The organism is Pseudomonas sp. RGM2987 (assembly GCF_022952855.1).
Classification (GTDB): domain Bacteria; phylum Pseudomonadota; class Gammaproteobacteria; order Pseudomonadales; family Pseudomonadaceae; genus Aquipseudomonas.
Window position 1 is genome coordinate 17,284 of sequence record NZ_JALJDX010000180.1, and the last position, 14,693, is coordinate 31,976.

Here is a 14,693-nt window from a genome sequence, read left to right on the forward strand (position 1 = left end):
TTCGCAACCTGGGCGGGAGCAAGCTCCCTCGCCACGGGTTTGCTGCCGGCCAATGTAGCGGTAATCTGCCGGCCTCTTTGGGGTGGTAAGGCTTTCATGAATTTTCTTTTGCGGCTTTCGCTGGTGCTCGCCGCGTTGCTGCTGGGCGGCTGCGGGCAGTCGACACCGGCGGCGCTCGATCAACAACTCTATATCTGGCAACGCCAGTGGACGCCGGCTCACGAGCCGGCGCTGCGTCAGAGTCATGGCGATTTTTCCAGTTTGCGAGTGCTGGCATTGCAGGCGTTCCCCGGAGCAGGGTGGAGCCGCGCACATGTCGATGCAGCCTTACTCAAGGCTGACGGCCGCCCGGTGATTGCGGTGATTCGCCTGGACGGTCAGCTCAAAGCCCTGGATGAGGACGAGGTGATCGCGCAGATCCAGCAAGTCTTGAGCGATTGGCAAGCCCAAGGCCTGGCGCCAGTGGGGGTCGAGATCGACCACGATGCCGGCAACGCCCGGCTGCCGGCCTATGGAAAATTCCTCGGCCAGCTGCGCCAGGTGCTGCCCGACAGTTTGCGGCTGAGCATCACGGCGCTGCCGGCCTGGCTCGACAGCCCGGCACTGCCAGGGTTGCTGGCGGCCGTGGACAGCAGCGTATTGCAAGTCCATGCGGTGAGCGACCCGCGGCAAGGATTGTTCGATCCGAAACAGGCCCGGCGCTGGGCTGAGCGGTGGGGTGCTGTCACTACGCGGCCGTTCTATCTGGCCCTGCCAGCCTACGGTGTCGCGCTGCTGACTCAGGACGGCAGCGGGCCGGTGGTTGAAAGCGAAGTGCCGATCGATCGGGTCGGCGAACGCCGGGAGTTGCTGGCCGATCCGCAACAAGTCGCCGGTTTGGTGGCAGGCCTGCGAGCCGACCCGCCGAAGCACCTGGCCGGGCTGATCTGGTTTCGCCTGCCACTGGCCGGCGACCGAAGGGCCTGGAGCCTGACCACACTCGGCGCCGTCGCCCGAGGCGACAACCTGGACAGCCGTTTGGCCCTGCATCTGCAAGAGCGGGACGGCCTTTACGACATCCGCCTGGTTAACCAGGGCAATCTGGACAGCCCTTGGCCGCAACGCATGACGCTGGTGGTCGGCGCGTGTGACGGCGTCGATGCCTTGGCGGGTTACACGTTGCAACAAACACCCGGACTGCTTACCTTCACTCGCATTCAGGAAGGTCGCCTGGCTGCGGGTGCGCAGCGGGCAATCGGTTGGGCGCGCTGTACAAAAATTGAACAAGGAGCTTTCAATGTTTACCCGTAAGTGGCCCCGTCGCCTGCTGTGTCTGAGCCTCAGCCTGCCGCTGGGCTCCGCGTTGGCGTGCGGCCCGGAATTCCCGATGCGCCTGCTGGATAATCGTGCCCAGTCCCTGGCCGAATTGCCCGAAGGCAGTTTTCGCTTCGAAGTCAGCCGTCTCGGCCAGGCGATCAGTGGGCTCAAGCCGGTCACCGAGGCGACACGCAACCCCGATTACAACTATGACGATGTCTCTTCCTACGTTGAACAGCGCAATCAGGCCGAACGGATCGGCCTGACTCCACCGCAGCAAGCGGTGGTGGAGCGTCTGCGAGGGATGGCGGATGTGGAGCAGATCGCTGCCGAGGCGGCGAAGCTGCCTGACGAGCTGCGTTTGTATGCTATCGGCGCGGCGGCTTTCAGCGCTGGCGAGCATCAACGTGCCGTGGCGTCGTTCCAGCAGTTGCTGGCGTTACCGGCCGATCAGCGTCCGTTGCGCAGCACCTGGGCCGCGTATTCCCTTGGGCGGGCCTTGTTCAACATGAGTTCCGAGGCCGGCAGCGGCGAGCCGGCGGCCTTGCACCAGCAGGCGCGAGAAGCGTTTCGCCAGGCCCGCGAGCTCAGCGCCGCCGGTTTCAGCGATCCTTTGGAACTGGGCGTCGCCAGTCTCGGCGAAGAGGCCCGGGTGGCTTACACCGCTGACGATTGGGACAGTGCCATCGGTTTGTATGCGAGCCAATTGCTGCAGGGTTCACCGGTCGGCTACAGCTCGCTGTTGCAATTGGCCGGCGACCTGAACGTGCAGTCTGACGAGCATCTGAGCGAGTTGCTCAAGACCAAGGCGGTGCAGCGCCTGGCGACCGCCTACCTGCTCAGTCGCGTCGGCTGGTGGGACGGTGAGGAGCCTTCGGGCGAGCAAAGGCTGTTCAAACTGCTGCAAGCCAGCGTCCAAGGCAACCTGGACGATGCTGATCGCCTGGCGGCGGTGAGTTATCAACACGGTGATTACGCCAGCGCCAAGGCTTTCGTCGATAAAGCCCAAGGCAGCGGATTGGCTTGGTGGGTGCGGGCCAAGCTGGCGTTGCGCGACGGTGACAAGGTTGCCGCCGCAGCGGCCTATGCCAAGGCGGCCCAGGCCTTCCCGGACGATGAGTCCTGGGGCAGTCGGCGTACACCGGATTGGGATTTCGAGTCGGTGCAACCCAAGTGCCGGGTCGAAGGGGAAAGCGCGATCCTTGCCTTGCAGCGCGGCGATTACCTGCAAGCCTTCGATCAGCTCTATCGCGGCCAGAGCAATTACTGGTACGACGCCGCCGCAGTCGCCGAGCGCGTACTGACCGTCGATGAACTCAAACAGTACGTCGATGCCCAGGTCCCGGCGCCGCCGGCGTTGAGCCAACAGGACCGCGACAACTATGTACCGCTGCCGGTGGCCGCGAGCCTGCGCAATCTGCTGGGACGGCGGCTGTTGAGGGAAGGGCGCTACGAGGAGGCGCCGGCCTATTTCGATAATCCGGATCTGCAGAATAAGGCGCGGTACTACGGGCAGTTGCGTCAGGACGCCGAGTCGAAATGGTGGCCGACCCGGCGGGCCGAGGCCTATTACCAAGCGTCGTGGATGGCGCGCAAGTGGGGCATGGAACTGCTTGGCTACGAGATGGCGCCGGACTACGCCAGCCTGGGCGGAAGCTACAGCTTTGAACCGGTCGAACTGCAGGTCGGGCCGCTGGTGGCCGAGGGCGAAGTGCAACGCCAGCAAGCCAGCGCCGCGCAACCGGACGTGCGCTACCACTATCGGTTTGTCGCCACCGCGCTGGCGGGCAAGGCGGCCGACTATCTGCCCCACACCAGCCAGGCGTTTGCAGCGGTGTTGTGCAAAGCGGTGGGCTACAACTCCAGTCTTGAAGAGCAAAGCGCGTTGTATCAGCGCTATGTCGACGAAGGTCCCTACGTGACCTGGGCCGGGGACTTCGGTCACCAATGCCAGGAGCCGGACTTCCAGAAAGCCGACAAACGCTACGTCACCCAGGCGCTGCAACCGATTCGCTCAGCGCTGCGGCCCTACAAGGTCTGGCTGCAATTTGCTGGCGTGGTGCTGGTGGTCGCGGTGGCGCTGGGGCTGATCAGCCGACGCCGGCGTAAAGCCCGGATGTCGGCAGGCTGAAAATGTAGTGGGGGCTAGTCCCTGTGGTGAGGGGATTTATCCCCGTTGGGCAGCGAAGCAGCCCCTGCAATTTTCGACGTCACCTGAGGGGGGCCGCTACGCGCCCCAGCGGGGATAAATCCCCTCGCCACAATGTTCACCGGAGTTTGGCGACGTGCTACATCTGCGTGGCCATTCCCTCGACATCCATCGCCGCCTGACGCAATGCCTCTGAACGGGTAGGGTGCGGGTGACAGGTCAGGGCGATGTCCTCGGCCGAGGCGCTGAACTCCATCGCCACGCAGTACTCGCCAATCATTTCACTGACGCTCGGGCCTATCAGGTGCACCCCTAGAATCTCGTCGGTGCGCTCATCGGCCAGCACCTTGGCGAAGCCTTCAGTCTCGTGGTTGATTTTGGCCCGGCTGTTGGCCGTGAACGGAAACTTCCCGACCTTGTAGGCGCGGCCTTCGGCCTTGAGCTGTTCCTCGGTCCTGCCGACGCTCGCCAGTTCCGGACGGGTGTAGATGACGCTGGGAATCAGTTCATAGTTGACCTCGGCGGCCTTGCCGGCGATCCGCTCGATGCAGGCCATGGCTTCGTCTTCGGCCTTGTGGGCGAGCATCGGCCCGGAGGTTACGTCGCCAATCACCCACACGCCGGGTGCTTCGGTGCGGTGCTGCTGGTGGGCAAGCATGCCGCGTTTGTCAGTGGCGAGCCCGACATTCTCCAGCCCCAGCCCTTGGGTATAAGGCCTGCGGCCAATGGCGACCAGCACGTAATCGGCGTCCAGGGCCTGGGCCTCGCCGCCTGCCGCCGGTTCAATCTGCAGCTGCACGCCGCTGGCCGAGGGCACCGCGCCGGTGACTTTAGTGCTCAGCTTGAAGGCAATGCCCTGTTTGGCCAGGGCGCGTTGCAGGGTCTTGCCGGCTTCACCGTCCACGCCCGGGCAGATGCGATCCAGGTATTCGATCACGGTGACCTGGGCTCCCAACCGGCGCCAGACCGAGCCCAATTCCAGGCCAATGACCCCGGCGCCGATCACCACCAGATGGCCCGGCACTTCGCTCAGGGATAGCGCGCCGGTGGAGTCGAGGATGCGCTGGTTATCGATGGTCACGCCGGGCAGTGGCGTGGGCTCGGAGCCGGTGGCGATGACGATGTCCTTGGCGCTGAGCTCGGTCCTGCTGGCGTCAGCGTGGGTGACGGTGACCTTGCCCGGCCCGTCGATATGGCCCCAGCCTTTGATCCAGTCGACCTTGTTCTTGCGAAACAGAAACTCGATGCCTTTGGTCAGGCCCGCCACGCTTTCATCTTTCTGTTTCATCATTCGTGCGAGATTGAGCGTCGGGGTGACGTCGATGCCCAGGTTGGCGAACTCTTTGCCAGTGGCCGCCTCGTACAGCTCCGAGGCATGGAGCAGCGCTTTGGAAGGCATGCAGCCGACGTTCAGACAAGTGCCGCCCAGGGTCGCCCGGCCTTCGACGCAGGCTGCCTTGAGCCCCAGTTGCCCGGCACGGATCGCCGCGTTATATCCACCGGGGCCGCCGCCCAGAATGACCACGTCGTAGTTGCTCATCGCTGTACTCCCGCTCGGACTGGAAAAAATTATGTCTGTAATATGAGCGTTTTCGAAGATTTTGGTCAAGGCTCAAGTCAAGGGGCCGGCATGGCTTTCGTCATGAAGAATTCAAAACGGAAATTTCACAGCAGTCGTTATAAGGTAACGCAATAACGAAACGGCGGTGGCGTCTGGCCACGAGCCCGGATTTTGATCGCCACAAGCGCTGGGGTGGTATGCAAGTCGATCTGGATATCGAGGGGGCCCACGTGGCCGAATGGCCGCGCTTTCAGCGAGCGATGTTTCAAGCGCGGCGCCTGAAACGAATAGGTTTCGCGCTGGCAAGCATCGCCGGCCTGGGCCTGCTCCTGGCTTTTTTCATCGGGCTCTTTTCGCCGCAATCGCTGTGGCCGGTTCTGCTGGTCGGGCAAAGTGCCGGGTTGCTGGTGCTGGTGGCTGGCGTGCAGTCCGCTTGGTGGATCACCTGGTGGCGCAGCAACGCGTTATTACCAGTCACCGAAAACGGCTCGGTCGCAGAAAACGAGGCTGTGGATAACCTCGGTTGGTATGAGCGATTGCTTGATCGAATCGGTGCCCGCTCGGTTCAACTGCTCAAGCAGATCGGTGCGCCCACCTTATGGCTGGCCGGTTGGGCAGCGCTGGTGCTGTTGAGCCTGGAACAGACCTGGGACTTGAAATTGCCCGCAGCCGCGCTCGGCATGTCGGCCAGCGTGGGGGCGGTGCTGGGCTTGCTGTTGGCGTTCGGGCTCTTGGTGTTCGAGCGTCAATTAGCGCAACAATCCCCTTTGGAATGGCCGGAAGCCCAGCAATTGGCGCAATTGGTCCGGGTGCCGATCGTCGTGCTGGTGCTCGGCGCGTTGTGCTTGCTGTTCGCCTCGCAAACGTCGGTGTGGCCTGTGCGCCTGGCGGTGTTGATGGGGATTTTGCCTGGGTTGGTGGCGTTGGAGCTGCTTGTGCGCGCGCTGCTCTCGCTGTTCGTTGCGCGCCGGGATACCTTGGAACCGGCATTGCTGGGCCGCAGTGTCGTTGCCGATCTGTTGCGCTGGCCGCCGCAGCCGCTGCTGGCGTTGCAGCATGAGCTGCATAACCGTTTCGGCATCGACCTGCGCCAGATCTGGGCGTTCGGTTACATGCGCCGAGCGTTTCTGCCGGTCCTGGCGCTGGTGTCATTGCTGGGTTGGTTACTCACGGGCGTGCATGAAGTAGCGCTGAAGGAACGTGGCATCTATGAGCGTTTCGGCAAGCCGGTAGAAGTCTTCGGCCCGGGCCTGCATGCCGGACTGCCTTGGCCGTGGGGCAGGGTGCTCAACGTTGAGTACGGGGTGGTCCATGAGCTGGCGACCAGTGCCAGCGAGAAACCCATGCCCACGCAAGCGGAACCGGCGGACGGGCCGGCGCCCGTGATTGCCAACCGACTGTGGGACGCCAGCCATGTGAACGACAAGTCCCAGGTGATTGCCAGCCGTCGTGCCGACCAGCAGAGCTTCCAGATCGTCAACATGGATGTGCGCTTCGTCTACCGCATCGGCCTGACTGACGCAGCGGCATTGGCCGCGACCTACAACAGCGCCGACGTGCCGACGCTGATTCGCAGTACCGCCAGCCGTGTACTGGTGCACGAGTTCGCGTCGCGCACGCTGGACGGTTTGCTCGGTGCGGACCGTCTTAGCCTGGCCGATGAAATCGGCCGCGCGGTGCAGGCAGATTTGCAATCGCTCGACAGCGGCGTGGAGATCCTCGCAACCGTGGTGGAGGCGATTCACCCACCGGCAGGCGCGGCCAATGCCTACCACGGCGTGCAAGCGGCGCAAATCGGTGCACAGGCATTGATTGCCCGAGAGCGCGGCGCGGCGGCGGAGCAGACCAACCAGGCGCAGTTGCAAGCCAGCGTTGCCCATGACCAGGCCCAAGCCAGCGCCCAGGAAATCAACGCGACCGCCCAGGCCACCGACCTGCGCTTTCGCGCCGACCAAAAAGCCTATGCGAGCGCTGGTCACGCCTTCGTGCTGGAGCAATACCTCAGCCAGCTGAGCCGGGGCCTCGGCAATGCCAAGCTGTTGATTCTTGATCATCGCCTGGGCGCCAGCGGCAACGCGCCGACTATCGACTTGCGTACTTTCACGCTGCCGGCCGACCCCGCGTCGCCGCGCAACCCTGTCCAGCCAGGAGCTGCCCATTGAGCCAGTCCTCTTCACACGATCATCACGACCACGCCGGTCACGATCACGCGCATGCCGGTCATCACCATGGGCATCATCACCACCATCATGGCGATCCGCAGCAGGCCGGTCCGTTCCCCTGGCGGCGGATGGGCTGGGCGGCGCTGTTGGTGGCATTTGCCATAGCGGCCGCCAGCCTGGTGCAAGTGCGCTCAGGGGAGGCCACCGTGATTACCCGTTTCGGCAATCCGGCCCGGGTGTTGCTGCAACCGGGCCTGGGTTGGCGCTGGCCGGCACCGTTCGAAGCGGCGATTCCGGTGGACCTGCGACTGCGGACCACCTCCAGTGGCTTGCAAGATGTCGGGACGCGCGACGGGCTGCGGATCATCATCCAGGCCTACGTGGCGTGGCAGGTCCAGGGCGATCCGGATAATGTGCGGCGCTTCATGCGCGCGGTGCAGAATCAACCGGACGAAGCGGCGCGGCAGATCCGCACCTTTGTCGGTTCGGCGCTGGAAACCACGGCGGCCAGCTTTGACCTGGCGAATCTGGTGAATACCGATGCCAGCCAAGTGCGCATCGCCGATTTCGAAGCGCAATTGCGTCAGCAGATCGACCAGCAGTTGCTCACCACGTATGGCGTGCGAGTGTTGCAGGTCGGTGTCGAGCGCCTGACCCTGCCTTCGGTCACGCTGACCGCAACGGTAGATCGCATGCGTGCCGAGCGTGAAACCATCGCCACCGAACGTACCGCTATTGGCAAGCGCGAGGCGGCGCAGATCCGTTCGGCTGCTGAGCGCGATGCGCGGATCGTGCAGGCTGATGCCACGGTAAAAGCCGCCGAGATCGAGGCGCAATCACGGGTAGAAGCGGCGGCAATCTATGGCAAGGCTTACGCCGGTTCACCCAAGCTCTACAACCTGCTGCGCTCGCTAGACACGTTGGGCACCATCGTCAGCCCGGGAACCAAACTCATCCTGCGCACGGACGCCGCGCCGTTCCGCGTGCTGGTAGACGGTCCACCTTCCGTGGAACTCAAAGGTGGAACACAACCATGAATTTGGTTCCACGTGGAACAAATGAGTTATCCAGTCCGTGGATCCAGGCTGGACGCCTGGCATTTCTGGCCCTGTATGCAGTAACGGTCATCGCGGCGTTGGCTTGGGCGTTTTCCAATGTCCGCCAGGTCGACCCGCAAGACCGGGCCGTGGTGCTGCGCTTTGGCGCTTTGGATCGAATCCAGAACGCGGGCCTATTGTTGGCTTGGCCACGTCCTGTGGAACAAGTGGTGCTGCTGCCGGCAGCAGATCGGGTGCTTGAACGACGCGTGGACAGTTTGCTGCGTTCGGATGAAGCGTTGCAGGCTGATCGCGTTGCCAGTTTCGCGACACCGGTGAGCGATGCGTTGGCAGGGTCTGGTTATTTATTGACCGGTGACGCCGGCGTGGTGCAACTGGATGTGCGGCTGTTCTACAAAGTCATCGACCCGTTTGCTTTCGTGTTGCAGGGCGCGCATGTGCTGCCCGCGCTGGATCGGGTAGCCACACGCAGCGCCTTGGCACTGACCGCCGCACGGGACCTGGACACCATTCTGGTGGCTCGCCCTGAGCTGATGGGCAGTGACAATCAGGCTGCCGAACGCCGTGAACGCTTGCGCGGCGATCTGGTGCAAGGCATCAACCGTCGTCTGGCCGAGTTGGCCGCGACAGGGCAGGGGTTGGGTCTGGAAGTGGTGCGGGTCGATGTGCAATCGAGTCTGCCGGGGCCGGCTGTCGGCGCATTCAACGCAGTACTGACGGCCAGCCAACAGGCGGACAAGGCCGTCGCCAATGCCCGGACCGAAGCCGAGAAACTGACCCAGACCGCTCGACAGGATGCTGACCGCGCCGTGCAAGTCGCCCATGCCCAGGCCAGCGAGCGGCTCGCCAAGGCTTCGGCCGACACCGCCACAGTATTGGGTCTGGCGAAAACCCAAGGCAGCGATCCGCAACTGCTACTGCGCCTGTATCGGGAACGCGTGCCTGGCATTCTCCGCCAGGCCGGCTCAGTGACCACGGTTGATCCGAAAGACGATTCCCGCCTGATCATTCAGGGAGCCGAACAATGACCACTCAAACCCCTGCCATGCCTATGCTGTCCTCCGCCGAACAACGCGTCGCCGCGCGGCAGTTGACCTTGGCGATGCTCGCCCTCGGGTTGCTCGCGCTGGGGCTAGTGTGGCGCGGCTGGTCGCCGGAGCAGAGCGGCGTCAGCCAGCTGCTGTTGGGTTTTGCCTCGTTGCTGGTGGCGGTTCCGGTGATGCGTTCGGCCTGGTACAGCTTGCGCTACCCCAGCCTTCATGGGATCACCGATCAATTGATCGCTTTGGCGATGCTGGGTGCCTGGGCGACGGGCGACCTGCTGACGGCGGCGCTGCTGCCAATCATCATGATCTTCGGCCACGTACTGGAAGAGCGCAGCGTCATCGGCTCCCAAGAGGCGATCCACGCCCTTGGCCAGCTGACGCGCAGCCAAGGTCGTAAGGTGCAAGCCGACGGCACAATCATTGATGTGGACAACGGCACGCTACGGCCCGGCGATGTGGTGGAAGTGCGCGCCGGCGATCGGGTGCCTGCGGACGGTCGGGTGCTGTTCGGCCAAGCCAGCCTCGACACTGCGCCAATCACTGGCGAATCGGTACCACTGGAAGCAGTGGTGGGCACTGAGGTTTTTGGCGGCGCAATTAACCTGGATGGCCTGTTGCGCCTGGAAGTGACCCGTACCGGTGATGAATCGACACTCGGTAAGGTCATCGCCCTGATGCAAAACGCCGAACGCTCGAAGCCGCCGATCACCCGGTTATTGGAGCGCTACGCCGGCAGCTACCTGGTGCTGGTGTTGCTGCTGGCAGCGGTGACCTGGTTCGTGACAAACGATGCCCAGGCGATGCTCGCCGTGCTGGTCGCTGCGTGCCCCTGCGCGTTGGTGTTGTCGGCGCCTGCAACAGCCATCGCCGGTATCGCGGTAGCGGCGCGCCACGGAATCCTGATCCGCAGCTCGGCATTTCTCGAAGAACTGGCGGACCTCACCTCACTGGTGGTCGACAAGACCGGGACCCTGACCTACGGCGCCTTGCGCCTGCAATCGGTGGAAAGTGCTCGCGACGAACACACGTCTTTACTGCTCCCGCTGGCCGCCAGCCTGGGTTCGGCCAGCAGCCACCCGGTCAGCCGTGCGTTGGCCGGGTTGGTGGAACAGGAGAGCGGCGTGCCGCTGACGCAGATTCATGAGCGCCAGGGGCTGGGCGTGGTCGCGATGACCGCCCAAGGGGAAGCGGCGCTTGGCCGGCCAGAATTGTTCGCCCAACTGGCTATCGAGACGCCAGCCGTGCCGGATCACGACGGTCCGATTGCCGGCCTGGCCCTGGGCGGGCAATTTCTCGCCTGGCTGCTGTTGGCCGACAGCGTCAAACCGGAGGCCCGGGTCGCGATGGCAGAGCTGCGGGAGCTGGGCCTGGGGCGGCAACTGCTGCTGACCGGCGACCGCCAGAGCGTAGCCAACACCTTGGCAAAGGATGTCGGCATTGGCGATGTGCAAGCCCAGGCCTTGCCCGAGGACAAACTCAAACGGGTCATGGGCGAGATCGACCATGGCTATCGCCCGATGGTGGTGGGGGACGGTATCAACGATTCCCTGGCGCTCAAGGCCGGGGTGGTGGGCGTCGCGATGGGCGCGGGCGGCGCGGACATCGCGCTGGCCTCGGCAGATATCGTGCTGATCGGCAGTGACCTGCGCCGTCTCGGCACCTGCGTGCGGCTCAGTCGCCAGTGTCGGCACACGCTGCAGGTCAACGTGATCATCGGCCTGGGCTGGACGCTCGCGATCGTCGCGTTTGCCGCGTTTGGCTGGCTGGGAGCGGCGGGGGCGATGATCGCTGCGCTGCTGCACAACCTGAGTACGTTGCTGGTATTGGGCAATGCCGGGCGTCTGCTACGGTTCCACGAGCCGTTGCCGAAAATCCAGCAGGACAGGCCGTTGGAGGCATCGGGTCGAACTGTGGACTAGACTTGCAGTCAGCAACGGAGAGGGGGCTCGCCATATCAGGCAATTACTGGCATCCAGTAGATTCGGACGGCGATAGAGAAAGGCTATAAATTCGATAGCCTGCTATTTTTCTAACATGGACTACCCTCATTTCAGATGTCTGGAACCAGGGGGGATATCCCATGCTCGCGCAACTTCCACCGGCCTTACAGAATCTGCATTTACCGCTTCGGCTGCGGCTCTGGGACGGCCATGAATTCGCCCTGGGTGCCGATCCCAGCGTTACGATCGTGGTCAAGGACCCACAGATGGTCGCGCAATTGACCCATCCCAGCCTGGATGCGCTGGGGGCGGCGTTTGTCGAAGGCAAGCTTGAACTTGAAGGTTCGATCCACGAGGTCATCCGGGTCTGCGATGAGTGGAGCCAGGCCCTGCTGGAAGACGACACCGACAGTTACCCGGTGCGGTCGGTCCATGACAAGGAAACCGACGCCAAGGCCATCTCCTACCACTACGACCTTTCCAACGCGTTTTATCAGCTGTGGCTCGACAGCGACATGGCCTATTCCTGTGCCTATTTCGAGACGGGCAGCGAAACGCTCGAACAGGCGCAACAGGCGAAATTCCGTCACCTGTGCCGCAAACTGCGGTTGCAGCCGGGTGACTATCTGCTGGACGTGGGCTGTGGCTGGGGTGGTCTTGCGCGTTATGCAGCGCGGGAGTTCGGCGCGAGGGTCTTTGGCATCACCCTGAGCAAGGCGCAACTGACGTTGGGCCGCGAGCGGGTCAAGGCCGAAGGCCTGGAGGGCCAGGTCGAACTGCAATTGCTCGACTACCGAGACCTGCCGCAAGATGGCCGCTTCGACAAGGTGGTCAGTGTCGGCATGTTTGAACATGTGGGGCACGCCAATCTGGCGCAGTACTGCAAGACATTGTTCGGCGCCGTGCGCGAGGGTGGGCTGGTCATGAACCATGGCATCACCGCCAAGCACACCGATGGCCGTCCGGTCGGACGCGGTGCGGGTGAGTTCATCGAAAAGTATGTGTTCCCCAACGGCGAATTGCCGCACCTGTCGATGATTTCCGCACACATCAGTGAAGCCGGGCTGGAGATTGTCGATGTCGAAAGCCTGCGCCTGCACTACGCGCGCACGCTCGATCATTGGAGCGAGCGCCTGGAAGACAACCTCGAGGCCGCAGCGAAAGAAGTGCCGGAGCAGGCGCTGCGGATCTGGCGGTTGTACCTGGCGGGTTGTGCCTACGCGTTTGCCAAGGGCTGGATCAACTTGCATCAGATCCTGGCGGTGAAGGCGCATGCCGATGGCAGCCACGAACTGCCCTGGACCCGTGACGACATCTATACGCCTTAGAGGATCGGTGAGATAAGCCGGGCGATCCGCATGCCGATTTTCTGTAGGCGGTGGGTCTCCCGGCTTTCCTGCTTGTCGATTTCCAGCGCCTGGGCGAAATCCTTTTCGAGCATCTGCTCGACCTCGGTGGCGAACGGAATATCCACGGTGAGTAGCATCACTTCGAAATTCAAGCGGAACGACCGATTGTCGAGGTTGGCGCTACCGATGGCGCTGATTTCCTGGTCGATCAGCACCACTTTCTGGTGCAGGAAACCCGGCCCGTAGCGGAACACCCGTACGCCGGCTCGCACTGCTTCGAATGCGTAGAGGCTCGAGGCCGCATAGACCACCTTATGGTCGGGCCGTGAAGGCAGCAGAATGCGCACATCCACCCCGCGCAATACCGCCAGGCGTAACGCCGCGAACACCGCCTCGTCAGGAATGAAATACGGCGTGGTGATCCAGACCCGTTCGGTGGCCGCGTGAATCGCTTCGACGAAGAACAGTGAGCAGGTTTCATAGGGGTCGGCCGGGCCGCTTGTGAGCAACTGGCATAGCACACCATCGTCCGGATAAGTGTCCGGCAGGATCAGCGGTGGTAGCGAACGGGCCGCCCAGAACCAATCCTCGGCGAACGACTCTTGCATGCTCGCCACCACCGGCCCGCGGACTTGGACGTGGGTGTCGCGCCATGGCGCCAATGGCGGCATTTCCCCAAGGTATTCGTCGCCCACGTTGTGCCCGCCGACGAACCCCAGCACGCCGTCCACTGCAACGATCTTGCGGTGGTTGCGGAAATTGACCTGGAACCGGTTGAGCCAGCCGCTGCGCGTGGCGAACGCTTTGACCTGCACGCCGCCATCACGCAGTGCCTGCACATAGTGGTGGGGCAGCGCGTGGCTGCCGATCCGGTCATAAAGCAGATACACCGCCACGCCTTCTGCAGCTTTCTTCAAGAGCAGCGCCTGCAGGCGCTGACCGAGCCGGTCGTCATGGATGATGAAAAACTGAATCAACACCGCCTCCCGCGCGGCGTCGATGGCTTGGAAAATCGCCTCGAAGGTCGCTTGGCCGTCCACCAGCAAGCGCACCTGATTATTTGCCAGGCACGGTGCTCGCCCCAGTTTCGGCATGGCCCGTAGTGAGGCGTAGGCCTGGGACGCTCGGGCTGCCAGGGCTTCCTCGACCCAGGGTCGCCAGTTCAATTCCGAGATGGCTTGGCGCATCTGCTCGTTGGCCTGGCGACGGGCCTTGATGTAGCCATCGAAGGTACTGCGGCCGAAGACCAGGTAAGGAATCAGCGTCAGGTAGGGGATGAACACCAACGACAAGGCCCAGGCGATCGAGCCTTGAGCGGTGCGCACCGTCAGTACCGCATGCACGGCGGCGATGGAACCCAGGGTATGCAGCAGCGCGATCAGGTATCCGAAAACATGCGGGCCGAAATAATCCATGGGGCAGCGTTGCTCCTGAGGTTTCAATGCTTAACAGACCATGTTCCACGGCGAATGTCGCTATTTAAATCGCTGTGGCTTCACCTGAACCGAAGCCCGCAGGCGGCGTCTAACGGCCACTTGTCCTCTGGAGTTCTTGCAATGAATGTTCGTCTGCTGGGTTTGGCCTTGGCGGTGGGTTTGTCGGTTCCTGTGGCGGCTCAGGCGCAGATGCTTCAACCGGGGCTGTGGGAATTGACGACCAGCAATATGAAAGTCGACAACCAGAACCTGCCGGACCTGCAACTGATCCTCGGCCAGTTGCAAACCCAGATGACCCCGGAACAGCGGGCCATGCTGGAGAAGCAGGGCATCACCATGGGCGGTAAAGGCATCCGCGTGTGCCTGACCCCGGCACAGGTGCAGACCAATGACATCCCGCTGCAAGACCCACAATCGGGGTGCAAGCAGCAGATCACCGAGCGCACCGGTAACCAGTGGAAGTTTCGCTTCAGCTGCCCGAAAGCTCAGGGCAGTGGGATCGCGATGTTCCAGAGCGATCGTGAATTCACCACCAAGGTCAACGGCACGTTCAACGCCACCGGCATCCAGCAGAACGGCAGCCTCGATACCCGTGCCGTGTGGCTTGGGCAGGATTGCGGAACGGTCAAGCCGCGGGCCTGAACTTCATTTGAAGTGAGAGTAGGGACAGTCTGTGGGAGCAAAGCTTGCTCCCAC

Annotated in this window: 10 protein-coding genes; 8 read left to right on the top strand and 2 right to left on the bottom strand. The window is 63.0% G+C overall.

Annotation, left to right across the window (positions count from 1 at the left end; genetic code table 11):
• The first annotated feature begins 96 nt into the window (after positions 1–96).
• The gene (locus RGM2987_RS10795; protein ID WP_245140676.1) at positions 97–1,290 is read left to right on the top strand and encodes a DUF3142 domain-containing protein; all 1,194 of its coding nucleotides are present in this window, start codon (positions 97–99) and stop codon (positions 1,288–1,290) included.
• Positions 1,277–3,427, top strand: coding sequence for a hypothetical protein (locus tag RGM2987_RS10800; RefSeq protein ID WP_245140678.1), 2,151 nt, complete (start codon positions 1,277–1,279; stop codon positions 3,425–3,427). The genes RGM2987_RS10795 and RGM2987_RS10800 overlap by 14 nt, the downstream gene beginning before the upstream one ends.
• 157 nt (positions 3,428–3,584) lie before the next feature.
• On the opposite strand, the gene lpdA is transcribed toward RGM2987_RS10800, so the two are convergent.
• Entirely contained in the window at positions 3,585–4,985 is a 1,401-nt protein-coding gene (lpdA, locus tag RGM2987_RS10805) for a dihydrolipoyl dehydrogenase (protein ID WP_245140680.1), read from the bottom strand.
• A 218-nt stretch (positions 4,986–5,203) separates the two neighbouring features.
• On the opposite strand from lpdA, the gene RGM2987_RS10810 reads away from it, so the two are divergent.
• The 5 genes from RGM2987_RS10810 (at position 5,204) to cfaB (ending at position 12,540) form a co-directional block, all read left to right on the top strand.
• Complete coding sequence (locus RGM2987_RS10810) at positions 5,204–7,168, top strand: protease modulator HflK (RefSeq protein WP_245140682.1); 1,965 nt, start codon at positions 5,204–5,206, stop codon at positions 7,166–7,168.
• Positions 7,165–8,205: a protease modulator HflC gene (locus RGM2987_RS10815; RefSeq protein WP_245140684.1), complete on the top strand. Its 1,041-nt coding sequence runs from the start codon at positions 7,165–7,167 to the stop codon at positions 8,203–8,205. The genes RGM2987_RS10810 and RGM2987_RS10815 overlap by 4 nt, the downstream gene beginning before the upstream one ends.
• Entirely contained in the window at positions 8,202–9,254 is a 1,053-nt protein-coding gene (locus RGM2987_RS10820; RefSeq protein ID WP_245140686.1) for a protease modulator HflK, read from the top strand. The genes RGM2987_RS10815 and RGM2987_RS10820 overlap by 4 nt, the downstream gene beginning before the upstream one ends.
• A complete protein-coding gene (locus tag RGM2987_RS10825; protein WP_245140689.1) occupies positions 9,251–11,191 on the top strand; it encodes a heavy metal translocating P-type ATPase in 1,941 nt (646 codons plus the stop codon). Before RGM2987_RS10820 ends, RGM2987_RS10825 begins: the two co-directional genes overlap by 4 nt.
• A 161-nt stretch (positions 11,192–11,352) precedes the next feature.
• On the top strand, positions 11,353–12,540 hold the full coding sequence (gene cfaB, locus RGM2987_RS10830; RefSeq protein WP_245140692.1) for a C17 cyclopropane fatty acid synthase CfaB: 1,188 nt from the start codon (positions 11,353–11,355) through the stop codon (positions 12,538–12,540).
• Here the strand turns inward: cfaB and cls are convergent.
• Entirely contained in the window at positions 12,537–13,976 is a 1,440-nt protein-coding gene (cls, locus tag RGM2987_RS10835; RefSeq protein ID WP_245140694.1) for a cardiolipin synthase, read from the bottom strand. The genes cfaB and cls overlap by 4 nt on opposite strands.
• Before the next feature lie 141 nt (positions 13,977–14,117).
• On the opposite strand from cls, the gene RGM2987_RS10840 reads away from it, so the two are divergent.
• The gene (locus RGM2987_RS10840) at positions 14,118–14,639 is read left to right on the top strand and encodes a DUF3617 domain-containing protein (RefSeq protein ID WP_245140697.1); all 522 of its coding nucleotides are present in this window, start codon (positions 14,118–14,120) and stop codon (positions 14,637–14,639) included.
• Positions 14,640–14,693: the final 54 nt, after the last annotated feature.

Excerpts from the sequence above, each read along its gene's own strand:
- RGM2987_RS10840 (WP_245140697.1), top strand. The coding sequence starts at position 14,118 with ATGAATGTTCGTCTGCTGGGTTTGGCCTTGGCGGTGGGTTTGTCGGTT.
- cls (WP_245140694.1), bottom strand. The coding sequence starts at position 13,976 with ATGGATTATTTCGGCCCGCATGTTTTCGGATACCTGATCGCGCTGCTG.
- RGM2987_RS10795 (WP_245140676.1), top strand. The coding sequence starts at position 97 with ATGAATTTTCTTTTGCGGCTTTCGCTGGTGCTCGCCGCGTTGCTGCTG.
- RGM2987_RS10800 (WP_245140678.1), top strand. The coding sequence starts at position 1,277 with ATGTTTACCCGTAAGTGGCCCCGTCGCCTGCTGTGTCTGAGCCTCAGC.
- RGM2987_RS10825 (WP_245140689.1), top strand. The coding sequence starts at position 9,251 with ATGACCACTCAAACCCCTGCCATGCCTATGCTGTCCTCCGCCGAACAA.
- cfaB (WP_245140692.1), top strand. The coding sequence starts at position 11,353 with ATGCTCGCGCAACTTCCACCGGCCTTACAGAATCTGCATTTACCGCTT.
- RGM2987_RS10810 (WP_245140682.1), top strand. The coding sequence starts at position 5,204 with ATGCAAGTCGATCTGGATATCGAGGGGGCCCACGTGGCCGAATGGCCG.
- RGM2987_RS10820 (WP_245140686.1), top strand. The coding sequence starts at position 8,202 with ATGAATTTGGTTCCACGTGGAACAAATGAGTTATCCAGTCCGTGGATC.
- lpdA (WP_245140680.1), bottom strand. The coding sequence starts at position 4,985 with ATGAGCAACTACGACGTGGTCATTCTGGGCGGCGGCCCCGGTGGATAT.